18 protein-coding genes are annotated in these 25,341 nt (G+C 40.3%); 13 read left to right on the top strand and 5 right to left on the bottom strand.

From position 1 onward, the window contains the following. Positions 1-8 precede the first annotated feature (8 nt). The gene (locus JYB62_RS12620) at positions 9-1,523 is read right to left on the bottom strand and encodes a S10 family peptidase (protein WP_205645794.1); all 1,515 of its coding nucleotides are present in this window, start codon (positions 1,521-1,523) and stop codon (positions 9-11) included. Between the two features lie 34 nt (positions 1,524-1,557). Next, entirely contained in the window at positions 1,558-3,798 is a 2,241-nt protein-coding gene (locus tag JYB62_RS12615; protein ID WP_205645793.1) for a TonB-dependent receptor family protein, read from the bottom strand. 214 nt (positions 3,799-4,012) lie between these two features. Here JYB62_RS12615 and JYB62_RS12610 point away from each other — a divergent pair, with 214 nt between their 5' ends. The 11 genes from JYB62_RS12610 (at position 4,013) to JYB62_RS12560 (ending at position 20,260) form a co-directional block, all read left to right on the top strand. Next, on the top strand, positions 4,013-7,120 hold the full coding sequence (locus JYB62_RS12610; RefSeq protein WP_205645792.1) for a PVC-type heme-binding CxxCH protein: 3,108 nt from the start codon (positions 4,013-4,015) through the stop codon (positions 7,118-7,120). A gap of 85 nt (positions 7,121-7,205) precedes the next feature. After that, entirely contained in the window at positions 7,206-8,390 is a 1,185-nt protein-coding gene (locus tag JYB62_RS12605) for an FG-GAP repeat domain-containing protein (RefSeq protein ID WP_205645791.1), read from the top strand. A 231-nt stretch (positions 8,391-8,621) separates the two neighbouring features. Continuing rightward, a complete protein-coding gene (locus JYB62_RS12600; RefSeq protein WP_205645790.1) occupies positions 8,622-10,670 on the top strand; it encodes an alpha-L-fucosidase in 2,049 nt (682 codons plus the stop codon). A 113-nt stretch (positions 10,671-10,783) separates the two neighbouring features. Beyond that, the gene (locus JYB62_RS12595; RefSeq protein WP_205645789.1) at positions 10,784-11,356 is read left to right on the top strand and encodes a gluconate 2-dehydrogenase subunit 3 family protein; all 573 of its coding nucleotides are present in this window, start codon (positions 10,784-10,786) and stop codon (positions 11,354-11,356) included. After that, positions 11,349-13,058, top strand: coding sequence for a GMC oxidoreductase (locus JYB62_RS12590; RefSeq protein ID WP_205645788.1), 1,710 nt, complete (start codon positions 11,349-11,351; stop codon positions 13,056-13,058). The genes JYB62_RS12595 and JYB62_RS12590 overlap by 8 nt, the downstream gene beginning before the upstream one ends. A gap of 955 nt (positions 13,059-14,013) precedes the next feature. Then, on the top strand, positions 14,014-15,729 hold the full coding sequence (acsA, locus tag JYB62_RS12585) for an acetate--CoA ligase (RefSeq protein ID WP_205645787.1): 1,716 nt from the start codon (positions 14,014-14,016) through the stop codon (positions 15,727-15,729). A 4-nt stretch (positions 15,730-15,733) separates the two neighbouring features. Next, a complete protein-coding gene (pdhA, locus tag JYB62_RS12580) occupies positions 15,734-16,720 on the top strand; it encodes a pyruvate dehydrogenase (acetyl-transferring) E1 component subunit alpha (protein ID WP_205645786.1) in 987 nt (328 codons plus the stop codon). Positions 16,721-16,725: 5 nt separating this feature from the next. Next, entirely contained in the window at positions 16,726-17,703 is a 978-nt protein-coding gene (locus JYB62_RS12575; RefSeq protein WP_243431563.1) for an alpha-ketoacid dehydrogenase subunit beta, read from the top strand. Next, entirely contained in the window at positions 17,700-18,908 is a 1,209-nt protein-coding gene (locus JYB62_RS12570) for a dihydrolipoamide acetyltransferase family protein (RefSeq protein ID WP_205645784.1), read from the top strand. Before JYB62_RS12575 ends, JYB62_RS12570 begins: the two co-directional genes overlap by 4 nt. After that, entirely contained in the window at positions 18,905-19,153 is a 249-nt protein-coding gene (locus tag JYB62_RS12565; protein ID WP_205645783.1) for an acyl carrier protein, read from the top strand. The genes JYB62_RS12570 and JYB62_RS12565 overlap by 4 nt, the downstream gene beginning before the upstream one ends. A 453-nt stretch (positions 19,154-19,606) precedes the next feature. Then, complete coding sequence (locus JYB62_RS12560; protein ID WP_205645782.1) at positions 19,607-20,260, top strand: hypothetical protein; 654 nt, start codon at positions 19,607-19,609, stop codon at positions 20,258-20,260. A 7-nt stretch (positions 20,261-20,267) separates the two neighbouring features. On the opposite strand, the gene JYB62_RS12555 is transcribed toward JYB62_RS12560, so the two are convergent. Next, positions 20,268-21,218 carry a pyridoxal-phosphate dependent enzyme gene (locus JYB62_RS12555; RefSeq protein WP_205645781.1) on the bottom strand — a complete coding sequence of 317 codons (951 nt, stop codon included), beginning with the start codon at positions 21,216-21,218 and terminating at the stop codon, positions 20,268-20,270. A gap of 480 nt (positions 21,219-21,698) precedes the next feature. On the opposite strand from JYB62_RS12555, the gene JYB62_RS12550 reads away from it, so the two are divergent. Continuing rightward, positions 21,699-22,367, top strand: a complete 669-nt coding sequence (locus JYB62_RS12550) for a peptidoglycan DD-metalloendopeptidase family protein (protein WP_205645780.1) — start codon at positions 21,699-21,701, stop codon at positions 22,365-22,367. Here the strand turns inward: JYB62_RS12550 and JYB62_RS12545 are convergent. After that, entirely contained in the window at positions 22,364-23,134 is a 771-nt protein-coding gene (locus tag JYB62_RS12545) for a type III pantothenate kinase (protein ID WP_205645779.1), read from the bottom strand. The genes JYB62_RS12550 and JYB62_RS12545 overlap by 4 nt on opposite strands. Positions 23,135-23,209: 75 nt before the next feature. Between JYB62_RS12545 and JYB62_RS12540 the strand changes: the two genes are divergently transcribed. Continuing rightward, the gene (locus tag JYB62_RS12540; RefSeq protein WP_205645778.1) at positions 23,210-23,686 is read left to right on the top strand and encodes a GNAT family N-acetyltransferase; all 477 of its coding nucleotides are present in this window, start codon (positions 23,210-23,212) and stop codon (positions 23,684-23,686) included. A 71-nt stretch (positions 23,687-23,757) separates the two neighbouring features. Here JYB62_RS12540 and guaB read toward each other — a convergent pair whose 3' ends face one another. Continuing rightward, entirely contained in the window at positions 23,758-25,236 is a 1,479-nt protein-coding gene (gene guaB, locus JYB62_RS12535; RefSeq protein ID WP_205645777.1) for an IMP dehydrogenase, read from the bottom strand. Positions 25,237-25,341 lie beyond the last annotated feature (105 nt).

The following is a 25,341-nucleotide window of genomic DNA, read 5'->3' as shown; positions in this document are numbered from 1 at the left end:
TTTGATTTTTATTGGATCAATTTGGTCAAAAACTCACGAATATCTTGGGACAAAGCATCGAAATCTTCTTGATGATTATACATCATATGCCCTGCTTCGTAATACTTCATTTCTACCCTTTCCTGAGGGAAATTATGCCTTGCAAAAGTATATTCTGCATCAAAGAAAGGTGTAATTAAATCATAATATCCGTTGGCTACCAGGACTTTCATAGTTGTATTTCTGTGCATGGCTTCACTTAAAGATCTGGCAGTACTCACGTAGCTAGGTTCCCAATAGGCACCATCTGGTACTGGTTTCCAATTCCAGTTTCCCCCCATTCCTACAGCAGAGGAATAATAGGGTCTATCCATGACCACTCCCAATTCTCTCGTGACGTAATCGTTCCAGACAGCTGTATAAGCAGCACCGGTCATATAACTACTTGGATCTCCTAACACTGGTCCCTCAGCAGCTTTGTCTGTTTCAGTAGCTAAATAGCGCCCATCCAAGGTTCCAATTGCCTTTCCTTGGTCTCTTAGTAATTCCTTTTTAAACCGATGCATTAAAACTTGATTATCGGAACGTAGGATGAAATCCTTATCAAGACCGGTAAAGTAAACCAGCTTAGCTGTTATGGCTGATTTTTCGCTTTCAGACTGTTTTTCACCTTTGTAAAGTGCCGTCAGATAATCATTATAGGCGAATTCCCTTGCTTCCTGAACAAAGGCCTCCAACTCTTTTCCTTCTCCTGCTTTTTTATGGTACCAAGCTGTAGCCGCCATGGATGGTAAATAGGTGAAAAAAGAGGTGATGTTGTCTTCCCAAGAAGAGGAACCCGCATAATCCAAGGCTTGTGAAATCAATACAATCCCATTAACCGCCATGGTTTGTCCCCCACCTTCCAGTACTTCAGCTATTTTTGCCGCTCGGGTGGTGCCAAAGCTTTCTCCAGCGATGAACTTGGGCGCCTGCCATCTTCCATGTTTGGTCACCCAAATTCTCATGAATTGGGCAATGGATCTCGCATCTTCATTCAATCCCCAAAAATCCTCGTTTTTACCAACTCCTTCTACTTGACTATACCCAGTACCTATAGGGTCTATAAAAACCAAATCCGTGATGTCCAATAAAGCCTGTGGATTGTCTACAAAAGTGTAAGGAGCAGATCCATCATCCATTGTAGCACCTGAGTCGGTCTTGACTACTTTAGGCCCAAAGAATCCCATATGTAACCAGAAGGAAGCTGAGCCGGGTCCACCATTGAAAATAAAGGTAACTGGTCGCTTAGAAGAATCTACTCCAGTTCGGATATAGGCAGTACTCCATAATCCTGCCGTTACTTCTCCTTTTGAATTGCGAAGAAAGGTCTCACTTACTACTGCATTATAGTCTACCTTTTGACCATTAAAAGTACCAGACATGGCCTTTTCAAACTTAATTGGATCTCTGGTCACCTCTATTTTTTCAGCCTTCTCCTCCTGAGCAAAAGATTGGAAGATTAAGCCGAGCAAAAGGGCTAAAATCGAAAGATTGGTTTTCATGGTTGTTGGTGTTTTAAAATCGATGAAGATTATTTTAATAATTGAATGCTACTTTGATACCTCCATACCAATTTCTGGTGGGGGCAGGTTGATAATATCTTCCACCAAACGGATTCAAATCATTCCCCAGAGAATAACTTTCGTTCAGCAAGTTATCCACACCTGCATAGGCTTCCAGTTCCCAGGACTTGCCAAGCCATTTTGCCCAACCAAATCTTAGGTTGACCAAGTTATAGGAATCCTGGTAGACAGTATTAGCATCATTCAATGGAATTTCATCCGTAAACTGATGAGTGAAATTAAGGTAGATTCCTGGAGCAGTTCGAAAATCTAGCCTACTCACCAATGTGTTGGGAGATACTCCGGTCAAGTCATTTCCGGAATAGTCGTTGTCTCGTTTTTGGTAATCTTTGAATTTGAAATAATGTCCAGTAAATGCGGTGCTGATTTTCAGATCTCTTAGAAAGGCATCGTTGTTTTGAATCAAGGCATAATCTATGGCCGCTTCAATCCCTTTTTGGTCTGTTGCTCCAGCATTCCTGAACAAGACTACTCCTTGCTCGTTGGTGTAGGTCGTAATGGTTTGTTTTAATTGAAAGTAAAAAGCGGTGGCTTCAATATTCAATCTGTCTCTTCCCAATCTATATCCAATCTCTGTATTCAATCCTTTTTCAGCCTCTAAGTCCAAGTTGAGACTTCCCTCATTGGTCCTTACCTCGTCGATTGTTGGTGGAGAAAAACCACTACTGATACTTGTAAATAGGGAGGATGAAGGATTAAGCAGGTAATTAAATGCCAATCTTGGAACCACTATCGGATCAAAGGTTCTTTTTTGTACTCCTAAATCTCCACCTGAGGCATCTACCAATCGGTCAATTTCAAAACTTGAAAAATTCTCACTTAACCCTAGGGTAATCAATAATTTTTCCAAGCTCTGCCATTCTACCTGCTGGAAAAGGAACCCTTGAGTTGCTCTCAATTTATCGGCAAAGCGTATGGTGTCCGCAACTCCACCGCGATTTCCAAAATTTAGTGCGTCTGTATAACTGGTTTGATATTCTCCACCAGCAATGATTCTTAGATCTTTTCCTCCCAGTTTTGTGTCAAAAGTAAATTTGCTTCTTCCTCCAAAACCAAACCCCAATTCTTTTTTGTAATCCAAATTGAATGGATTTTCAAAATCATTGGTATTCAAATAGACTATGGTGTTGTTGTTTATTTTTTCTGAAAAATTGTACAAATGTGCAAATGAAGCAAAAACAGATTGCTGGGAAATCGAGCTATTTTGTTCTACTGATCCAGGTCTTGCCTGGGTTGGATCCTCTGCAACTTGGTCGGCGTTAAGGCCCCCTGGAATTTGATAATTCAAGTCCGAAATCAGGAGTTGGGTTCTGATTTCCTGCTTATTGGAGACAGGGAAATAACCTCCCAATTGAAAGACTTTTCTATTCATGGCAGATTGATCCCGGTACCCATCCGATTTTTGTTGGACAAATGCAGCATCCAAGCCTCCTTGCCCTACTTGTTGAGATAAACCAATTCGATAGCGGGACATACCAAAGCTTCCAGCAGAAAAATCCGTACTGACTCTTCCTCCATTGGGATCAGCTTTACTGGCCAAATTAATTACCCCGCCATTACCAGCACCATAAATACTTCCTGAAGGCCCTTTGATCACCTCTGCCGTCCGAATATTTGTCAAGTCTAAGAGGTTTAAGGCCGTGGTGCCATCTGGGGAAGTAAAAGGTACTTCATTCCAATAGACTTTTACATTTCTAACACCAAAAGGAGCCCGTAAGGAACTCCCACGAATAGATACCCTATAAGAGGCAGGGGCTCTTTCTTCAATTCTAATCCCCGGTTTCGTATTGAATGAATTGACTATGGAGGTTTCGTTAAAGCGACTTAGGTCTCTTTCATTGACTACCGAAATTGAGGCGGATTGCTCCAAAATAGGGCGTTCTGATTCAAATGCAGAAACTGTGACAGCGGAAAGATTGTAGATAGATGGCTGAAGTGAAAGTTCATGATTTCCAGGGCCAAACACCTTTTCAACTTTTTCATATCCTTCTAAAGTAAATGATATGACAATGGTATTGGTTTCTTGGATTGAAATATCTCCTTTAGAATCTGTGCTTAATATAGGGTGTCCTTCTGCTTTCACCCTCACATTTTCTAAAGGTGAATTTGAGCTTCCATCTAGAACTCGAATGTTGATTTGTGCACTTAGGTGATAACTAAGGAGCAGGAATAGTAGCGTAAATGCTTTTTTCATAATCGAAAAATAACAGGATTGTCCGACAGATAAGTGAGATTCTCCACCAAAGGTTTCAATAAATTAAATCAAAAGAAGAATTTCAATGAATCTATTTCGGTATTGATGTAATTCTATTTGGAAAATTTACTGAAATAGGATACTTTCTATGGCTTTCTTTCGCGAATTCAGTACTGAAGAAAGAATTTTAGTGAATCCAAAATAATTCTTGTATATGCGAGTAGGTTTTCTTCTTTGCCTGGGGATTTTGATTTTATTTTCCTGTGAATCGAATCAAGGCTCCAATGAATATGATCCAGAATCATTTATCGATCCGGAACTTTTTAAAGATCACATTCGGGTTACAGACTTTCAAACTCCAGAGGAAGAAATGGAAGGCTTCCACCTGCCCCCAGGATTTGAAATTAATCTCTTTGCTTCTGAACCTGACATTACCAAACCTATCAATATGGAGTTTGATGATCAAGGTAGACTTTGGGTGACTCATTCCATAGAGTATCCTTATGAAGCTTCGACTGGTTCTGGTCAGGATAAGATTACGATTTTAGAAGATACAGATGGGGATGGGAAAGCAGATAAGTTTACTGATTTTGCCAGTGATTTGAATATTCCCATTGGCATTATGCCAGTAAAAGGAGGGGCCATTGCTTACAGTATTCCGAATATCTATTTTTTAGAGGACAAAGATGGGGATGATCAATACGATGATAAAAGGGTGCTGGTAGGACCATTTGGCCATGTGGATACACATGGCATGATCAATAATTTTATGAGAGGCTTAGATGGGTGGATTCATTCTTCTCATGGCTTCAGAAATGAATCAAAAGTGGCTGGTGCTGACCATGACTCTATTAGCATGACATCTGGAAACACCTTTCGTTTTAAAATTGATGGGAGCCAGGTAGAACAGACCACCTATGGAAGGGTGAATCCGTTTGGGTTTGCCTTGGATGATTTAGGAAATCTCTATTCAGCCGATTGCCATTCCATGCCGATTTACCAACTTATCAACCAAGGGGAATACCCTCATTTTGGAAAGAAAGCCCCTGGCTTAGGGTTTGGACCTGCTATGATGGACTACCAGATTGGTTCCACCGCGCTTTCTGGGTTGGAATATTACAATGGTTCGGCTTTTCCCGAGGAATATAGAAACAGTTTTTATTCTGGGGATGTAGTGGCTTGTAGAGTGAGTAGGAATACGATTGTTTATAACGGTTCTACACCTCAAGCAGTCCCTCAGAAGGATTTTTTAGTGAGTGAAGATCCCTGGTTCCGTCCAGTGGATATTAAAATTGGACCAGATGGGGCTTTATATATCGCAGATTTTTACAATAGAATCATTGGACACTATGAAGTTCCTTTGGATCACCCGGGGCGGGATAGAAAAAGTGGGAGAATCTGGAGGATCACTTATAGAGGAAGAACTAATGAAAAGATGGATTGGTCTAAAGCTACTATCGATCAATTATTGGAAGGTTTAGGAAGTAGTGTCATAAGTCAACGTATCATGGCTTCAAACCGATTGGTGGATTATAAAGCTGAGGAATCAGTTCCAGCTGTGAAACAGTTGCTATCCGGTCAATCGGCCTCTACAAAGCAAAAAGTTCATGCACTTTGGGTGTTGAAGCGATTGAATCGGCTCGATTTCAAGGAGGTGAAAAATGCAGCTACGAGTGGTGAGCAGGAATTAAGTGTTCATGCTTTTCGGGTGTTAAGTGAGTATGAGAAGATAAATGATCCAGAGAGGCAACTGGCTAAAAATGGTTTGAAGTCCAAGGACCCTCATGTGCAACGAGCCGCAGCTGAAGTTTTGGTTAGACATCCCGAAGCTTCTCAAATCACGAATTTGGTGGAGGCTGTTCAAGAGGTTCCTGGTATGGACTCTCATTTAAAATACACCTTGATGATTGCGCTACGAGATCACTTAAAAAATGATGAAATTTTAAATAACGTAGTCACAGAGAAATGGGAACAACAAGAGACTTCCATTTTGATGGATGCAATGACGGACGTGCCCTCTCCTTTAGCTTCTGAATTTATTTTCACCAATCTGAATAAACATGAGTACCCTCACGATAGGCTGGTTCAATACTTTGCGCATGTAGGAAGGTATATCCCTGAGGGACAAATAAATGAAGGGATTGATTTGATCCGTGAAAAATTTGAAAATGATCCTTCGGCTCAATTTACTTTGTATCAGACAATCCAATCAGGATTAGATCAACGTGGTGGAAAGATCGATAGAGGTCAGATGAAAGACTGGTCTATCAGTTTTGCAAAAGCATTCATCACTGATTTGAAAGATCAACCTGCTTCAGTAGCAGATGATCCTTCAGCCCATGCAGATGAGGCATATGAATTTTATGAGGAGGTTGCCAGGCAACAAACCTTTGCAGCTCAGATTGCTAGCCAATATTCCTTGCTTGATTACCAAGAGGGATTAATAAACTTACTTCAATCCGATTGGGCTAAAAATAGACCTCGAGCTCAAGCTGCAAAAGCATTGATTGATATTAATCCAGATGAGCAGATTGATTTGGTAGCAGGATTATTAAATGCTCCTGAGGAGGATCTTGCTTTTAGGGAAGAATTGGCTAGAACGATTGGTGCTAGCAATGACCCCAGAGTATTGACCGTTCTGAATGATGCTTTAAAAGATGCTCCGAGTGGACTACAGGTGGCGATTGCTTCGGTTTTTGTGAATAGCCCGATAGGGAGAGAGTATTTGTTGGCAGCTGCTAAATCAGAAGTGATTCCTCCTAGAATTTTGTTGGATAGAAGAATAAATGAGCAGCTTTTGGCTCAAATGAACCCCTCCGAAAAGCAAGATTACGATCAACTTACTCTTGGATTAGAATCTGTATTGGAAGAGCGGGAAAAGCTAATTGAAGCGCGATTAGCTAGGTTTGTTCCAAAGCCTGATCTAGAAAAAGGGAAAGCAGTTTTTGTAAATGTTTGTGCTGTTTGCCATCAAATAGAAGGTCAAGGTGGAGTAGTTGGTCCCCAGCTGGATGGAATTGGGAATTGGGGGAGGAGAGCTTTGACAGAAAAAGTTTTAGATCCAAATAGGACTATTTCCCAGGCATTCAAAACTTATACGATTACTCTAAAAAATGGAGAAGTTTTATCTGGTTTATTCCGTAGAACAGAAGGTGAGTTGGAGGTATATGCAAGCAATGATGGGAAAGAATTTTCGGTGAGAAAAGATGAAATTCAAGACAAGAAAGTATCCCAATACACCTTGATGCCGGATAATTTCGGAGAAAGTATTTCCGAGGAAGACTTTGATGCGTTGATCGGGTATTTATTAACCCAAAAATAAAGTAATATGTAGGCAGTCTCAGTACCCAGTCACAGTGACTTCTCTATTAATAAAATTCTTGTCACGGACTCTATTCCGAATAATCATGAAAAAAAATCAAGTTATTTTCCTTTTATGTTTAGGCTTTGGCGGAAGCCATCTCTGTGAAGCTCAATTGATGGAGAATCGGGATAAAAGCCAGGATATTCCATTCAAGAAAACGGTTCTGTTTACCGATTTTGTATCTGAAGGGGTAGCCGTAGGCGATGTGAATCGAGATGGATTGACAGATGTCATGGCTGGCCCCTTTTGGTTTCAGGCACCGAATTGGGTTCGACATGAGATTTATGAACCCAAGCTGTATGTTCCAGAAAAGGAATGGAGTAATTCCATGCTTAATTTTTCTTTGGATGTGAATCAAGATGGATGGATAGATTTCATTAGAGTCGACTTTCCTGGAAAAGCAGTGTATTGGCATGAAAACCCCAAAGGAAAAGTAGGGCATTGGAAGGAGCATCTAATCCATGAAACCGTCGGTAATGAGTCTCCTGGCTTTTATGATGTTGACGGTGATGGAAGAAAAGATATTCTTTGCGGAGATGTAGCCAACAAACAAATGATATGGCTTAAGTCACCCAATGACCCCAAGGATCTATCCTGGAAAAAATATACGATTAGCTTACCCAATACACCAGGTTCGGAGAATTTCTCTCATGGTTTGGGCTATGGAGATATCAATGGAGATGGAAAGAACGATGTAATCATTCGTGAAGGTTGGTGGAAAGGTCCGGCAGATGTAACTCAACCTAATTGGAAATGGAATCCAGCTAACTTGGGAGAACCTAGTTCCCAAATGTATGCTGTAGATATGAATGAGGATGGGCACATCGATGTGTTTGCTACTTCGGCGCACGAACGAGGGATTTGGTATCATGAAAATCTAGGCGATGGAAGTGACCAAAAATTCAATACCTATACCTTGACAGAGGAAATGTCTGAGACTCATGCGGTGGCTTTTGTCGATATTAATGGGGATGGGAGGAAGGATTTTGTAACAGGTAAAAGGTATTATGCCCATATGAGAGATGGTACTGGAGCTTTGGAACCAGCTTATTTATATTGGTTTGAATATATCCCAGGAGAGCATCCTAAATGGCTTGCACATCAAATTGATGATGACGCTGGAGTAGGCCTCAATGTGGTAGCACAAGATATCAACCAAGATGGTTTGGTAGATGTGGTGATTGCTAATAAGAAGGGGGTTTTTGTTTTTGAACAAATGCCGAATTAACCCCTCCAAGTATAAATTTTGGAGTTCAATTCTTGAGGCTATGAGGAGGAAGGTAATTTGTAAAATGAATTGCTAGGATTGGAATTTAGGTAAATTATTATTTTGAAAAATTGATTTCAACCAAACGAATAATGGTTATTTGTTTTTTTAGAAAAACCCTAGGGTACTTTTTGTAAATTTTTGATTAATATTCGAGTTGGAATTTGCGTTATCCATCAGAAATTTAAACTCATGAAGAAGTATATATGGCCAGCTTTATTGCTGGGACTTACCTTTTGTCAAGAAAAAGGAGCTCCAATTGCATCCGTTGAACCGACTCCGGCTCCCCGTCAAATTGCTTGGCAGGAATTAGAATATTATGGATTCCTCCATTTCAACATGAACACATTTTCTGATCGTGAGTGGGGTTTTGGGGATGAAAAACCGGAACAGTTTAATCCTACAGGATTGGATGCCAGGCAATGGGCTAGAGTAGCCAGTGAAGCAGGAATGAAAGGATTGATCATCACTGCCAAACACCATGATGGATTCGTTCTTTGGCCATCTGCTTATACAGAGCATTCTGTCAAAAACAGTCCCTGGAAAGATGGAAAAGGGGATTTGATCAAAGATTTATCCGAAGCTTGTAAAGAATATGGATTAAAATTTGGGATTTATTATTCTCCATGGGATAGAAATCATCCTGATTATGGAAAGCCAGAATACATCACCTATATGAGAAATCAGTTGACTGAGTTACTGACCAATTATGGGGAAATTTTTGAAGTTTGGTTTGATGGAGCCAATGGTGGAGATGGTTATTACGGGGGTGCAAATGAAACCCGAAAAGTGGATAAGTTAACGTATTATAAGTGGCCAGAAGTTTATGAACTGGTAAGGGAGTTACAACCGAATGCGGTGATGTTCAGTGATGGAGGGCCTGATGTCAGATGGGTAGGAAATGAGCACGGAGAGGCATTCGAAACCAATTGGGGGAACTTAATGCGTGATTCGGTGTATGCCGGAATGCCGGATTATCCTCAGAAATATGCTCCTGGTCAGGAAAATGGGACGCACTGGGTTCCTGCAGAGACGAATGTATCCATTCGCCCAGGATGGTATTATCATACCTATGAAGATCACCGGGTAAGAAGTCTGGCTAATTTGGTGGATATCTATTACAATAGTATTGGGAGAAATACCTCCTTATTGATCAATTTCCCTGTTGATACTCGTGGATTGATTCATGAAAACGATGAGGAAGCCATATTGAAGTTGGGAGAAAAGATCAAAGAAGACTTTGCAGTCAATTTAGTATCTCAAGCAGCTGTTTCTGCATCGGTAGAAAGGGGATCAGATTATGTGGTTGAAAATGTTCAGGACGGGGATTATGAAACCTATTGGTCTTTACCAGATGGACAAAAATCAGGAAGTGTAGAAATTGATTTTGGTAAGCCAACTGTTTTCAACAGATTATTAATTCAGGAATATGTGGTCTTGGGTCAGCGGATCAAAGCTTTTTCTTTGGAAAAAGAAGTGAATGGAAACTGGGAAAAAGTAACGGATGCAACGACTGTTGGCCATAAAAGGATTTTAAGGTTCCCGGATACGGAAGCACAAAAAATCAGAGTAAACTTCTTGGATTCCAAGGATGTACCAGTAATTGCAGAAGTGGGAGTTTATCATGCCCCAAAGCTATTGTTACCTCCGACTACTAAAAGATCCACTTCAGGAGAAGTGACCTTAACTGCTCCAGATACCAATTTAGAATTGTATTATACCTTGGATGGAAGCAATCCTACGAAAGATAGCCAAGCATATACGGGACCAATTCCAGTAACTAAAGCGACAACCTTGCTGGCGAGTTCTTATGATCCCGCAACAGATAAAATTTCCGACCCGGTTCGACTGGATCTGGATTTACCTAAAGGGACTTGGAAAGCCCTAGGAGATGAAGATGCGAAAGCCATCGATGAAAATACCTATACGTATTTCACTAGCAAGAACGGGATGTTGACCATAGATTTGGGAGAATCAATCGAAATCCAAGGTTTCAGCTATATGCCAATGCAGGCAAGGTATCCAAGTGGAATCATTACCAATTTTGAGTTTCAGGTAAGTCCTGATGGGAATTTCTGGGAAACGGTGTCTTCTGGTGAATTTTCCAACATTGTCAATAGCCCAATTGAGCAATTGGTACGATTTGATCCGGTTAATGCGAAATTCATTCGATTGAAAGCATCCAAAACTGCCGATGGCAATGGAGCTACATTTGGTGAAGTAGGAGTCTTGACAAACTAGTCTAGCAGGTAAGTTTGGGCAAATTGTGCCATCAATCATAAAAAAATAGATTTTGATGACCTTTTTGATTACATTATTTACCCGATTTAAAAATTACCCAAAATAATATATCTATGAATAGAAGGATTGCCTTGAGGCATCTGGCATTGATTTCCGGAGGATTGGCATTTATTCCCTCCTGTGATTTCAGTTCAGATGATATCCTCACCGCTTATGAGAATTTAAAAATTACCCAATCCCAGAAGCAATTGCTGGGAGATATATCCAATGTCATTATTCCAGCTGGAGAGATTAAAGGTGCTCTTGAGATTGAAGTACCTGATTTTATTTTGGTCATGGTGGATGATTGCTTGACATCAGAGCAGCAAACGCTTTTCACCACTGGGTTGGCTGCATTTCCTGACTATGCAAAGAAGACTGGGAATGGAAACTTTAGCGGATTGAGAAATAAAGAAAAAGAAACTATCATCCTTTCTGGACAGAAATTGGAAGGAGATGAAACTGAAGAAGGAGCTACTAACAAAGCAATTTCTTATTTCTTGAATACAACCAAACGATTTACCATTCAAGGCTACATGGCCTCTGAATATATCCAGTCTGAAATCATGCCATATTCCCTAATTCCAGGGGCTTACAATGGTTCTGTTTTGATCTCGGATATCCAAAAACCTAGAATCAATGGCTAATCTAAATATCCAAAGTAAAGAACAGCGTACCTACGAAGCCATTGTCATCGGATCTGGGATCAGCGGAAGCTGGGCAGCGAAAGAATTATGTGATTTGGGTGTAAAAACCTTGATGTTGGAACGTGGAAGGAATGTGGAGCATATCAAGGATTATCCGACCACCAATATGCTTCCTTATGAATTTGAGCATAGAGGTCAGGTTCCCCAAAAAATCAAAGATGAAAATCCTGTAGTCAGCAAGTGCTATGCATTCCGTGAGGATGCAATGCATTTCTTTGTCAAAGATGGTGAGCATCCCTATGTGCAGGAAAAACCCTTTGACTGGATCCGTGGCTACCAAGTAGGAGGAAAGTCACTATTATGGGCCAGACAAGTACAGCGTTGGTCTGACTTTGATTTTGAAGGTCCGGCCAGAGATGGTTTTGCGGTAGATTGGCCGATCCGATACAAGGATATTGCTTCTTGGTACAGCCATGTGGAGAAGTTTGCCGGAGTTTCTGGAAACAAAGACGGACTTCCTAATTTGCCAGATGGAGAGTTTTTGCCAGGATATGATCTGAATATTGTGGAGAAGCACTTTCAGGAACAACTGAAAAAGAATTATGGCAATGATCGTCATATGATTTCTGCCCGTTGTGCACACATCCATGAGGCTAGGCCAGAATTTACTGCGCAAGGCAGAGCTTTTTGCCAAAATAGAAACCTCTGCCAAAGAGGATGTCCTTTTGGAGGCTATTTCAGTTCCAATTCATCGACGATTCCTTGGGCATTGAAAACTGGGAATCTGACATTGAGACCAGATGCAGTGGTTCATTCCATTATTTATGATGAGCAGGCTGGAAAGGCAACAGGAGTAAGAATCATTGATGCACATACGAAGGAAATGGAGGAGTTTTATGCTCCGGTGATTTTCCTAAATGCAGCGGCTTTGAATTCCAATTTGATCTTGATGAATTCCACTTCCAATCGTTTTCCAAATGGATTGGGAAATGACAATGGATTGCTTGGCAAATACGTGGCATTCCATAACTATAGAGCTCAGGTTTCTGGACAGTATGAAGGTCATTTGGAATACACCACCTCGGGAGGAAGACCTACCAGTGGGTATTTCCCAAGATTCCGAAATGTGTACAAGCAGGAAACGGACTTTCTTCGGGGTTATGCAGCCGGTTTCTCTGCGAGTCGCGGCGTAAGGCCTAATACCGAAGGAATAGGAATGGATTTGAAAAATAACTTGCTGAATCCAGATCAATATGGTCCTTGGTATGTGGGCTCTCATATGATGGGGGAGACCATTCCAAAGGAAAGCAATTATGTGGCTTTGGATCCTAACTTGACGGATCCTTATGGCATGCCTCAATTGAAAATCCATGTGGATTACGATGACAATGACGAAAAGATGATCAAAGATTATCAGGAGCAAATGTCAGAGATGTTTGAGAAAGCCGGCTTTACCAATATCCGGGTAAATGATGATCATCGGGTTCCAGGTTTGGATATACATGAAATGGGAGGCGTGAGAATGGGCAAAGACCCGAAAACGTCGCTACTCAATGCAAACCATCAGCTTCATGCTGTACCGAATGTCTATGTAACAGATGGAGCGAGTATGACTTCTACTTCTACGCAAAACCCTTCCTTGACCTACATGGCCTTTGCGGCGAGAGCAGCACATCATGCGGTTGCGGAAAGCAAGAAATAAGTCTGAAAGTCAGAAGGCTAAAGTGAGAAGTCTGAAATTGAAAGCTGAAGTGAAAAATCTGAAATAGCATGGGAGTCATTTCGACTGTAGCTTGCGAAGGGAGCCTGCCTACTGGAGGTTGGAAATCTCTCATGGTTATTTAAATTTCAAAACCCTCTTGGAAGAGATTCTGGGAGGGTTTTTTATAAAAAGGCAATTTCCCCAATTTCACATTTCCATTAGAGAGAGTAAATCTTATTTTTTTGCCTTTTCGCTAGGCGTAATTTGCAATTACGCCTTCATATTCCAGCAAAATTGTAATTCGGTTAAAAGGTTAAATTTGATCAACTAAATTTCAATCAATTGGAAATTGATATGAATATTGGGGTGGAATTACAAATTCCACCCAGTTCTGTGCAATAATTTGACTGTGCCGAATGGAGGACAAACTTTGCTCTTCGGGATTTGTAATCCCGAAGTTATCTCCGAAGATTTAAAATCTTTAATTCAGATAGTATGTTAGTAAGTCAAGTAAGGGGTAACTAACTTATTCGAAGGTTTTAAGAATCCGGATTAGAAATCCCATAATTAAGGTTCTGGATTGGAAATCCAGAACAGCAGGAGTAAATCAGAAATTTAAAATCTAATGTTTTAAATTTTAATCCCCTCTTGGAAGAGATTCTGGGAGGGGATTTTTTGCTTCTAAATCCAGCTAATCGAATTTCATTCGATAGTTCTTCCTGTAATTGAGTTTAATTTTATATTCCAAACCACACCATGAAACTTTATAATGAAACAGAATAATATGATTTAAGTCATTAATCATCAAATGATTGGGCTAAAGTTGGATTTGACTTTTATTAAAATGGTAAATTAAGAAAGGATCAATCCCCTATTTGATTTTTTGAGGATTGGAAGATTTAAATAATGACGGTTAACCAGTTTTTCTAAAATTTTCAAATTTTAAGATCTACTTATGAAAGAGCCCAATTTAACCGACTATGCTAAGCTATATCAGCAGTTTGACTGGCAATATGTGCGAAGCCAATTAGCAGGATTACCCAATGGAAAAGGACTGAACATTGCTCATGAAGCGGTAGATAGGCACGCTTCTGGCGATTTGAGAAATAAGGTTGCGCTTCGCTTTCACCGAAAAAAGGAAAATGTTGAAGACTATACTTATGGGGATTTAAAAACCCAGACTTCAAAGTTTGCCAACCTTCTCCATGGATTGAAATTGAAGGAAGGAGATCGGGTGTTTTCTTTATTGGGTCGAGTTCCGGACTTGTATATTGCAGCTTTGGGTTCATTAAAATTCAAAGCTGTTTTTTGCCCTTTGTTCTCGGTTTTTGGACCGGAACCCATTTTCCAGAGACTAAGTAAAGGCGATGCAAAAGTCTTGGTCACTAATACATCCTTTTACGAAAAAAAAATTAAAGGACTTCTCAATCGACTTCCATCCCTAGATTTCATTTTACTTACGGACTCTTCCGATGATTTGGACATGAAAGCTCTTTCTTTGACCAAACTTATGGAAGAGGCTTCTGGAGAATTTATTATTCCTTCCACAGACCCTGAAGATCCTGCATTATTGCATTTCACAAGTGGAACCACGGGAATGCCAAAAGGTGCTTTGCATGTTCATCAAGCAGTGCTTACCCATTTTGCAACTGGAAAATACGTATTGGATTTCCAAAAGGGTGATATTTTTTGGTGTACAGCGGATCCAGGTTGGGTTACCGGAACTTCTTATGGGATCATATCTCCTCTAGTCAATGGGGTGACTAGCATTATTGATGAAGAGGAATTTGATGCATTACGATGGTATTCCATTTTGGAAAAGCAGAAAGTCAATGTTTGGTATACGGCCCCCACGGCAATTCGAAGATTGATGCGGATGGAGATTGTGCCTAAAGAAAAATATGATCTTTCTAATTTGAGATTGGTGTTGAGTGTGGGTGAGCCGCTACATCCTGGCGCAGTGTCTTGGGGACAAAAAGCTTTTGGAGTTCCTGTGTTGGATAATTGGTGGCAGACAGAAACAGGAGGGATTATGATTGCTAATTATCGTTCGATGGAAGTTAAGCCAGGTTCCATGGGAAAGCCGCTTCCCGGAATAATCGCTGCTATTGCTGATGTAGAAGAAGCAGAAATCAAAATTTATGATCAACCAGAAAATCAGGGGCATTTGGTTTTGAAAAAGGGATTCCCTTCTCTTTTTAGAGGCTATCTCCATGAGGAAGAACGATATAAGAAATGCTTCAAAGGAAACTGGTACATCTCAGGAGATCTGGCCAAAATTGATAAGGATGGCTACTTCTGGTTTATTGGAAGAGCGGATGATATCATCAAAACTTCTGGTCATATGGTCGGTCCTTTTGAGGTGGAGAGCACACTTATGAAGCATCCGGCAGTGGTAGAAGCTGCGGTAATAGGAAAACCAGAGCCCTCGATCGGGGAACTGGTCAAAGCTTTTGTTGTCCTGAAAGAGGGTTTCGAGCCAACCGATGATATGCGTCAAGAATTAATTGGTTTCGCAAGAAAAACAATGGGACCAGCAGTAGCACCTAAAGAAATTTCCTTTATCGAAAGCCTTCCAAAAACCAAAAGCGGGAAAATTTTAAGAAGGTTATTGAAAGCCCGTGAATTGGGATTGCCAGAAGGGGATTTATCAACTCTTGAAAAAGGATGAAACCATGGAGAAAAAGAAAAAATTAGATTCAAAAGAAGGCCAGAGACTTTTAAAGCAAATGATACTCATTCGAAGGTTTGAGGAAAAATCTGCAGAGGAGTACACCAAGTCGCAAATCCGGGGATTCCTTCACCTCTATTCCGGGGAGGAGGCAGTTGCAGTGGGCGTTATTCAAGCGTTGACGGAAGCCGATAATATTCTTTGCACCTACAGGGAGCATGGACATGCACTGGCGAGAGGAGTGGATCCAAAGGCAATCATGGCGGAGATGTATGGAAAGCAGGAAGGTTGCAGCAAAGGCCGGGGAGGTTCCATGCATCTTTTTGAAGCAACAAAGAATTTTTTTGGAGGAAATGCTATCGTAAGCGGTCATCTTCCATTGTCAGTAGGAATGGCTTTGGCAGCAAAAAAACAAAAGAAAAACAACGTGACTTGCTGCTTTTTTGGGGAAGGAGCAGCAGCAGAAGGGGAGTTTCATGAATCGATGAATCTAGCCGCATTATGGCAGGTTCCAACACTCTTTGTTTGTGAAAACAACCAGTACGCAATGGGTACTGCAATCAAATTAACACATTCCGTACAGCAGTTGGAGAAGAAAGGCCCCGCATATGGAATTGAATCTGCAGCAGTAGATGGGATGGATCTTTTGGCGGTGATGGAAGCAGCTGATAAAGCGGTAAAGATGATCAAGGAAAAAGGGAAGCCTTATTTTCTGGTTTGCAACACTTATCGATTTCGAGCGCATTCGATGTTTGATGCTGAATTATATAGAGAAAAATCAGAAGTGGAGGAGTGGAAAAAGAAAGATCCAATTCCAAAGTTTCAGGAATTTTTACTGAAGGGAAAACTCATTACAGCCAAGAAAATTACCGAAATCGAAAAAGCAGTGGATGCACAGATCCAAGAGGCTATTGAATTTGCGGAAAACGGAACTTGGGAAGATAATGAGAACCTGATACGATTTGTATACTCTGACACGGAATCGATATGAGCGAGATGATCAAAATAACTTATAGAGAGGCTATCAAACAAGCCATCCGGGATGTCATGCAAAATGATGAACGAGTTTTCCTGATGGGAGAAGATGTAGGGAATTACGGAGGAGCTTTCGCAGTGAGTAAAGGTCTCTTGAAGGAATTTGGTTCGGATCGGATTATGGATGTTCCGCTCTCAGAATCAGGATTTACCGGAGCAGGAATCGGAGCAGCACTTGCTGGAATGAGGCCGATAGTGGAGGTGATGACTGTCAATTTCAGTCTTTTGGCGATGGATCAAATTGTCAACAATGCTTCAACACTTCTGCATATGTCCGGTGGACAGTTGAATGTTCCATTGGTGATCCGAATGGGATGTGGCATTGGCCGGCAATTGGCAGCACAGCATTCCCATAGTTGGGAGCCATTTTTTGCCCATGTACCGGGATTGATTGTTCTTTCCGTAGGAACCCATGAAGATGCAAGAGGGATGTTGATTTCTGCGATGCAAAGTCTCGATCCGGTAATCCTATTTGAATACACCTTTATGCTAAATCTTGAGAAAGAAATCCCTGCAGATTCAGGAACTGTTGAGATTAAAAAAGCCAAAGTTCTAAGGGAAGGCAATGATATTTCTTTGATCACGTATGGAGCGGGTGTTTACAAATGTTTGGAAGCTGCCGAAGTCCTTGGACAAGAGGGAATAGAGGTTGAAGTGATAGATTTGAGAGTACTGAGACCGATGGATGAGGAGACTTTCCTTACTTCCGTGAAGAAGACACATCGGGCGTTAGTTGTTGAAGAGGCATGGAAATCTGTCAGTATTTCATCTGAAGTGGTTTCCAGAATTATGGAAAAAGCCTTTTTTGACTTGGATGCTCCGGTGGAAAGGCTATGTGGTGTGGAGGTTCCGATTCCCTACCCCAAACACTTGGAAGATGCTTCGATACCTCAAGTTTCGGATATTTTAGAAAAAGTTAATAAAATGCTAAAGCCATGATCAAGTTTCAAATGCCCAATTTGGGAGCAGATATGGAAGCCGGTACATTGGTTGAATGGAGAAAGCAACTAGGCGAATTCCTCCATCGAGGAGATATTATTGCTGATGTGGAAACTCAAAAAGGATTGATTGAAATCGAGGTTTTTGAGGAAGGAACGTTGGAGAAATTTTTGGTGAAAGAGGGGGAGAAGGTTCCAGTGGGAACTGTTTTGGCCTTGATTAATGATGGGAAATCTGAGGTGACGGAATCTACTGTTTCTGGTGAGGAAATTCAAAAACCTGAAATACATCCAATTGAGGATAGGAAGGAAATAGTTCATGAGAATACTGAATTAGGAGAAAGAATTAAGATTTCTCCTTTGGCCAGGAAAATTGCTGAAGAAAACCGGATTGATATTTCCTTGCTGAAAGGAACTGGCCCAGAAGGATCAATCGTGAAAAAAGACATTGAAAAGGCCATTTCAGAAGTGAAAAAACCAATCAAAGACGCCGAAAAAGAAGCGGATAAAACTAAAGAAATATCAGTAAAACCAAGTGGCCCAACTTCGGATGCTATGCGTATGGCTGTGGCTGCTGCCATGAGTAAGTCCAACCGGGAAATTCCTCATTACTATCTGGAAAAAAGGATGGATATGTCCAAAGCGATGGATTGGGTGAAGGAGGCAAACAAAGATCGTCCAGTGCAAAATCGTCTATTGCCCGTAGCGGTTTTGATTAAAGCCGTAGCCAAGGCATTGGATGAGGTTCCAGATCTTAACGCAACATGGGAGAATGGGCTTCATCGGAAAAATGAAATCAACATAGGGTTTGTGATTTCCTTGAGATCAGGAGGAATTGTCGTACCTGCAATTTTACAGTCTGATTCAAAAACAGTGGATGAAATCATGGAAACCATCAATGATATTATTCCTAGAGCACGAGCATTCAAATTAAGAAGTTCGGAACTCAGCCAGTCCACTTTTACCATCACAAACATCGGAGAAGGAGGAGCGGATAAAGTCTTTGGTTTGATCTATCCTCCTCAAGTAGGAATCGTCGGTTTTGGTGAGATTAGTGAGCAGCCATTCGCTGAGGAAGGCATGTTGGGAATTCGTCCAGTTGTAGACGTGACCTTAGCGGCAGACCATCGGGCTACTGATGGATTAATAGGAAGTAGGTTTTTAGCAGCACTCAATAGACATTTACAAAATCCAGAAGAACTATGACAGAAGAAGAAATTAAGACAACAATTTTTCAATTACTTCAAAGGATAGCACCTGAGACAGATCCATCTAGATTGATGCCTGAGGAGAATATCCGAGAAGCACTCAATATCGATTCTTTTGACGCACTTCAGTTTATTGTGGCAATCAATGAAAAATTGAATGTAGATATTCCTGAAGAGGACTATGGAAAGACCAGTAATCTAAAATCACTATTAGCTTATTTGACCAAGAAATTGAAAGAATAATCTATCATTAGATAGCCTGTTGGATAGCTATGATTATTCAATGATTAGTTCTTATTTATCCTTTTGGATAAATTCTTACAATGGAACTGCACTTAGTCAATCATTGGTGACTTTAAAAAAGTAGAAATGTTAAACCAAATTGGAGCAATTGGATAAGAATCTGTAAATATTAAAAACTTCTTATTATGAATATTTTGAGGTCTTTGAACTACTTGCTACTTAAAATCGTCAAAAAAAATCAGAATATTTTTAGCTGTACTTAAAAAATAAATTGACTTTTTTAGTATTGATATTGATCAAGATCTAGGTTTAAATATGAATATTTCAATAAAAAATATAGTAAATACTAGATATAATGCATTTCATATAAATAAAAATGAATTTCATTTTCTTGTTAGTTTCATATTAAAATCATTTAATTTACCCTAAGATATTTTTATAAATTTTTTAATCATGAAAAATTTCAAGAAAAACAATGTGGCTTTTATCCTGATTTTTTTCCAATTGATCCTAGTTTCCGCTTGTCATTTGGATGATGAAAACACCAGTTTAAAGCCTACTGATGAAACCGGATTCTCTAAGCCTGATTTACCTGTGCCTGGAGAAAATGAACAGGATCCTTCTTCGGATGAAGATAATGCCTTAGTTGGAGATGGTTGGGTGATCGCAAAAGATATCCCTTTGTCTTTTGGACCAGAAACTATTTTTGGTGAAAGTTCAGAAGTACATTCTTATAAAGCTACTGTGACCAATGGCGTTGTAGGCGGGTCTTTTGAAGCTTTTAATTATGATAAAAATGGTGTCTTGAAAAAAGATGCAAAAGGTAATGTGACTTGCGTTGTGTTTCAAAAAGATTGTAAAACAGTAAGAATCACAGGCATTATTACTGAAAGTTCTGATCCATTTTATATTGGGAAATATGCGATATGGACAGTGGTGGACAATGGAGATGAATTAGATCAGACCACCGATTTAAGATATGGTGTTCCTGAAGCTACCGCCTTATATCATTGCTCGAATGGCTATTCCTTAGATTTCTTTTCAGAAGGTCTATTCCTGACTACCGAAGGAGAAATCAAAATGGATTGTAAGGCATGCGATGATTAATCATTAGTTAGAAAGGTAACTTCCCTAAATCCACATTTCCTCCAGATAAAATAATTCCTACTTTCTTTCCTTGGAATCGATCTTGATTGGCTAATAAAGCAGCCAAAGGTACCGCACAGGAAGGCTCAATCACAATTTTCATGCGCTCATAGATCAGCCGCATGGCTTCGATTATCTGAGGATCTGTGGCTAATAGAATATCCGAAACGTATTGTTGAATCAATTGAAAATTTAGAACCCCTAGCGAGGTCAATAGTCCATCAGCGATGGTGTTTGGACCTGATTGTGGAATGATTTTACCTGCATGGAAGGATTGGAAAGCATCGTCTGCTCCTGCTGGTTCTCCTGCAATTACTTCAATTTCAGGGTTTAGATAATGGGTAGTCAATGCTGTTCCTCCCAATAGCCCTCCGCCTCCTACAGGGGCCATGATGATGTCCAAATCCGGTTGATCCTCTAATAATTCCAAAGCACAAGTTGCTTGTCCCTCAATCACATCCATAAAATCGTAAGGAGGAATGAAGGTTGCTCCGGTTCTGGCCACTACTTCTTCCAAGGTAGTTTCCCTTGCTTTGAGATTTGGTTCGCATTCGATGATTTCTCCACCATAGCCTTTGACAGCTTTCTTTTTGATCTCTGGAGCATTGGAAGGCATTACAATGAAAGATGGGATTCCTGCTACTCTGGCCGCTCGGGCCAATGCCGCGGCATGATTACCACTGCTATGGGTGGCTACTCCCTTTTTTTTCTGCTCTTCAGTCAGTTTCATCACCGCATTGGCAGCCCCTCTTGCTTTAAAGGCTCCCACTTTCTGAAAATTCTCGCATTTGAAAAAAATCTTACAGCCAGCAATCTTATTGATGGCAGAGGAACTTAAAATTGGAGTGCGATGGATAAACGGCTGAATGCGTTCATGGGCAGCTTTGATATCAGCTAGCGAAGGGTATGGTTGGCTCATGATTCGAAAATAGGGAATTGGAGAGAATTTTTGAATTAAAGTTTTTCAAAAGTCTATAGCCGATAGTCAACTGCCGAACTTGTACTGATTCAGCTTTTGCTCTTTGGGATTTGCAATCCCAAAGTTTGTTCTGAAGATTTATAATCTTTTTATATCAGGTTAATTCAAAAGAATATTCTCGCAATTAATCAAAGATTGTTTATCTGATATTTGAAAAGGTTAGCGGATTCGAAATCCAATGATTCAGGTTCAGTATTACATCATCGATAGTTATGGTGACCTAAACAGTTTGAAAGGGAGAAAGTATTATTTTGTTGGAATAACACTATTAATAGGGAGTCACCCTGAGCAAAGTCAAAGGTTCCTCAATACGAATTTAGCTATTCGGGTCTCGATGTCTATCGGAACTGAATAGCTATTAGGCTCAACTTTGTTTCTATATAGTATTCAAACAATACCACGGAGTTTTTATCTTCAAGCATGAATTGGAAGAAATTGGATTTTTACCCAGTGATGGGTGAAGCCCTTACGGAAGGTAATACGCTGAAAATGGATTTTAGTCCAGCCAATAGTGAGTTGACCTCTGTTAATTTGGGGAATACCCAAAAGTTTAATGATTTTGTTTTTGATCAGCTTTCTAATCAAAATAAAAAGTTTGGAATAGGTGGTTACTTTGAGCATCGAGCAATTTACCAGCGTTCGGAAGTTTTTGTCACCCAAGAATTAGATTTCCGGAATATTCATTTGGGAGTAGATATATGGGCCGAGGCAGGGACTCCGGTTTTTGCACCTTTTGAAGGGGAAGTGTATAGTTTACAGGATAATCAAGGGTTTGGGAATTATGGTGGTACCATCATCCTTCAGCATGAAATTGGCGGAGAATCCCTGTATTCTCTTTATGGTCATTTGAAGCGAAGTGATCTCACTTTATGGAAAGTGGGAGATCAGGTAAAGTTTGGAGATTTGTTATGTCATATAGGACCTTTCCCCGAAAATGGGGATTGGCCTCCACATTTACATTTTCAATTGATGCTGGATATGTTGGGGAATTATGGCGATTTTCCCGGAGTATGTTCTCAACGTGAAATGGAAAAGTTTCGGGCCATTTGTCCTGACCCTAACTTAATGATAAGGTGCCCCATGATTTAAGTATTAGCTTTGGTTATCAATCGTAATCCTTCCAGAGTTAAGTTTCTGTCAATTTCATTGAATACTTCAGTCAATGGAGTCAAAACAGAAGATAATCCTCCGGTTGCTACCACTTGGTAGCTTTGTTGGGTTTCTTTTTCCAAGGTCTCTATCATCCCTTTGACCAAGCCTGTATAGCCATATAATATGCCCGCCTGAATCGCATGAATAGTGTTTTGTCCCAATGCAGATTCAGGCATTTTCAGTTCTACAGCAGGAAGTTTAGCTGTATTGTTAAACAATGAGTTAATGGCGGTTCTGAGTCCAGGGACTATATTTACTCCTTTGATCTTACCTGTCTGGTCTACTACTGTAAACGTCAATGCTGTTCCGAAATCTACAATGATGACGGGCTTTTGGTATTTAGAATAGGCGGCCATCACATTGCACATCAAATCAGATCCAATTTCTGAGGGACGCAATGATTTGACCGGAAGTTTTGTGTAGCTTTTGGGAGAAATCAGATAAGGGTTGGTTCCAAAATAATTTTGACAAAACTCAATAATGGCACTGTTGATTTCGGGAACCACGGAGCTATAGCCAATTTCTGAAATGCTGTTAGGGGATATTCCATGTTCCAAGAAATAGAGAGGTACTTTTTTGCTAAGTTGTGAATGTAGTTTAGGTCCTTTCGTTTCTATCCTAAAGTGATTGGTCCATTTTTTATCCTGTTCGTGGTAAAGGGCAAACACTACATTGGAATTACCTGCATCTATTGCTAAAAACATTGTTTCTTTGATTTCATTAAATTTAGCTTTTCAAAAAAGGAAATTCCAAATAATAACCTCCTAATTAAAATAGAAATGTATTCATTACGAGAAGGTCAAGTTGAAGACCTCCCTAGGGTTTTAGAATTAGTACAAGAATTAGCGCTGTATGAAAAAGCACCGGAACAGGTGACTAATACGGTAGAAATGATGAAAGAGGATGGCTTCGGCCGTAATCCTGTGTATGGGATTTTTGTTTGCGAAAAAGATGAAACCAAGGAAATCATTGGGATTGCCATTTATTACTACAGATACAGTACCTGGAAAGGGAAGAGACTTTATTTGGAAGATTTGATTGTGACGCAATCGGAAAGAGGAAAAGGAGCAGGGAAATTGCTTTTAGAGCGGGTAATGGCCAAATCTTTGGAAGATGGCTGTACGGGAATGATGTGGCAAGTGTTGGATTGGAACGAACCGGCAATCAATTTCTATAAAAAATATGGAGCGAGTATTGAAGGGGGATGGTACAACGTGCACATACAAGATTATGAGATTAAAGAAATATTGTCCTAAGGATCATTGAAACATCTCAAAAAAAAATCCGGCACAGTGGCCGGATTTTTTTATTTATATCTGATGTCAAATTAGCCTTTAATGCTATAGTTTGGAGCTTCTCTGGTAACACTTACATCGTGCGGGTGTGATTCTTTTACACCTGCAGCAGTGATTTTCACGAATTTGCCATCTCTTTGTAAATCATCAATAGTTTTGGTGCCACAGTATCCCATACCGGCCTGAAGTCCGCCTACAAGCTGATAAAGTACTTCTGCTACCAAGCCCTTATAAGGGACTCTACCAACGATCCCTTCAGGAACTAATTTTTTGATATTGTCCTCAGCATCTTGGAAGTAGCGGTCTTTTGATCCTGATTCCATGGCTTCTAACGAGCCCATTCCTCTGTAGGACTTGAATTTTCTGCCTTGGAAAATGATCATTTCCCCTGGAGCTTCTTCTGTTCCTGCCAAAAGTGAACCGATCATGATAGAACTTCCACCAGCCGCAATTGCTTTTACCAAATCTCCTGAATAACGAATTCCTCCATCCGCAATGACTGGAACTCCGCGATCTTTCAATGCTTGGGAACATTCAAAAACAGCTGATAGCTGAGGTACTCCAACACCTGCGATGATTCTAGTAGTACAGATAGAACCAGGACCTACACCTACTTTTACAGCATCTGCACCAGCATCTGCCAACGCAATGGCTGCTTCTGGAGTAGCGATGTTTCCCACGATTACCTCCAAGTCGGGAAATGCATCTTTGATTTTCTTACAAGTATCAATTACTCCTTTGGAATGTCCATGAGCGGTGTCAATGGAGACTACATCCACACCTGCACTTTTCAATGCTTCCACTCTTTCAACGATATCGGCAGTAACACCTACCGCAGCACCGACTCTTAATCTTCCATATTCATCCTTACAAGCATTTGGCTTGTCTTTTCTTTTCAGTATATCCTTGTAGGTAATTAAGCCAGTTAGTTTGTTGTCCTCGTCAACAATCGGAAGTTTTTCGATCTTATACTCCTGAAGGATTTCTTCCGCCTGCTCTAGAGAAACTCCTGATTTTGCAGTGATCAGGTTTTCAATCGTCATGATCTCTCTAATCGGACGATTTTGATCTTTGATGAATCGAAGGTCTCTGTTGGTAATAATACCTTTCAAGGTTCTGTTTTCATCTACTACCGGAATACCACCAATATGATATTCACGCATAATTGTTTCAGCATCACGAACTTTGGCATCGATGTTTAAGGTGATAGGATCCAAAATCATCCCAGCCTGAGAACGCTTTACTTTGCGTACTTGCGCTGCTTGTTGCTCGATAGACATGTTTTTGTGGATGAATCCCAAACCTCCTTCTAATGCAATAGCAATCGCTAATTCAGCTTCAGTAACCGTGTCCATAGCAGCGGAAACCAAAGGAATGTTTAACCTGATTTTTTTGGTAAGTTGTGTGGAGGTATTCGTGTCTCTTGGTAAGACTTCTGAATATCCAGGGACTAGGAGCACATCGTCGTAGGTGAGTGCTTCGTAAAGGAACTTGTCGGAGTTTCTATTCATGGCAAATATTGGTTGTAGGTAACCCTATTTGCCCGTCAAAATTACAAACAAAATTCTTTATCAAACTAATCTTTTACAAAATTAATATCGAAACTCAGCAGAAAA

This window comes from Algoriphagus lutimaris, assembly GCF_017051705.1.
Classification (GTDB): Bacteria; Bacteroidota; Bacteroidia; order Cytophagales; family Cyclobacteriaceae; genus Algoriphagus; species Algoriphagus lutimaris.
This window is presented reverse-complemented; position numbering and strand designations above follow the sequence as displayed.

Bases quoted from the DNA above. Each gene is read 5' to 3' on its own strand.
- JYB62_RS12565 (WP_205645783.1), top strand. From the start codon at position 18,905: ATGACAGAAGAAGAAATTAAGACAACAATTTTTCAATTACTTCAAAGG.
- JYB62_RS12605 (WP_205645791.1), top strand. From the start codon at position 7,206: ATGAAAAAAAATCAAGTTATTTTCCTTTTATGTTTAGGCTTTGGCGGA.
- JYB62_RS12595 (WP_205645789.1), top strand. From the start codon at position 10,784: ATGAATAGAAGGATTGCCTTGAGGCATCTGGCATTGATTTCCGGAGGA.
- JYB62_RS12600 (WP_205645790.1), top strand. From the start codon at position 8,622: ATGAAGAAGTATATATGGCCAGCTTTATTGCTGGGACTTACCTTTTGT.
- pdhA (WP_205645786.1), top strand. From the start codon at position 15,734: ATGGAGAAAAAGAAAAAATTAGATTCAAAAGAAGGCCAGAGACTTTTA.
- JYB62_RS12590 (WP_205645788.1), top strand. From the start codon at position 11,349: ATGGCTAATCTAAATATCCAAAGTAAAGAACAGCGTACCTACGAAGCC.
- JYB62_RS12620 (WP_205645794.1), bottom strand. From the start codon at position 1,523: ATGAAAACCAATCTTTCGATTTTAGCCCTTTTGCTCGGCTTAATCTTC.
- JYB62_RS12550 (WP_205645780.1), top strand. From the start codon at position 21,699: ATGAATTGGAAGAAATTGGATTTTTACCCAGTGATGGGTGAAGCCCTT.
- JYB62_RS12615 (WP_205645793.1), bottom strand. From the start codon at position 3,798: ATGAAAAAAGCATTTACGCTACTATTCCTGCTCCTTAGTTATCACCTA.
- acsA (WP_205645787.1), top strand. From the start codon at position 14,014: ATGAAAGAGCCCAATTTAACCGACTATGCTAAGCTATATCAGCAGTTT.
- JYB62_RS12610 (WP_205645792.1), top strand. From the start codon at position 4,013: ATGCGAGTAGGTTTTCTTCTTTGCCTGGGGATTTTGATTTTATTTTCC.
- JYB62_RS12560 (WP_205645782.1), top strand. From the start codon at position 19,607: ATGAAAAATTTCAAGAAAAACAATGTGGCTTTTATCCTGATTTTTTTC.
- JYB62_RS12570 (WP_205645784.1), top strand. From the start codon at position 17,700: ATGATCAAGTTTCAAATGCCCAATTTGGGAGCAGATATGGAAGCCGGT.
- JYB62_RS12545 (WP_205645779.1), bottom strand. From the start codon at position 23,134: ATGTTTTTAGCAATAGATGCAGGTAATTCCAATGTAGTGTTTGCCCTT.
- guaB (WP_205645777.1), bottom strand. From the start codon at position 25,236: ATGAATAGAAACTCCGACAAGTTCCTTTACGAAGCACTCACCTACGAC.
- JYB62_RS12540 (WP_205645778.1), top strand. From the start codon at position 23,210: ATGTATTCATTACGAGAAGGTCAAGTTGAAGACCTCCCTAGGGTTTTA.
- JYB62_RS12575 (WP_243431563.1), top strand. From the start codon at position 16,726: ATGATCAAAATAACTTATAGAGAGGCTATCAAACAAGCCATCCGGGAT.
- JYB62_RS12555 (WP_205645781.1), bottom strand. From the start codon at position 21,218: ATGAGCCAACCATACCCTTCGCTAGCTGATATCAAAGCTGCCCATGAA.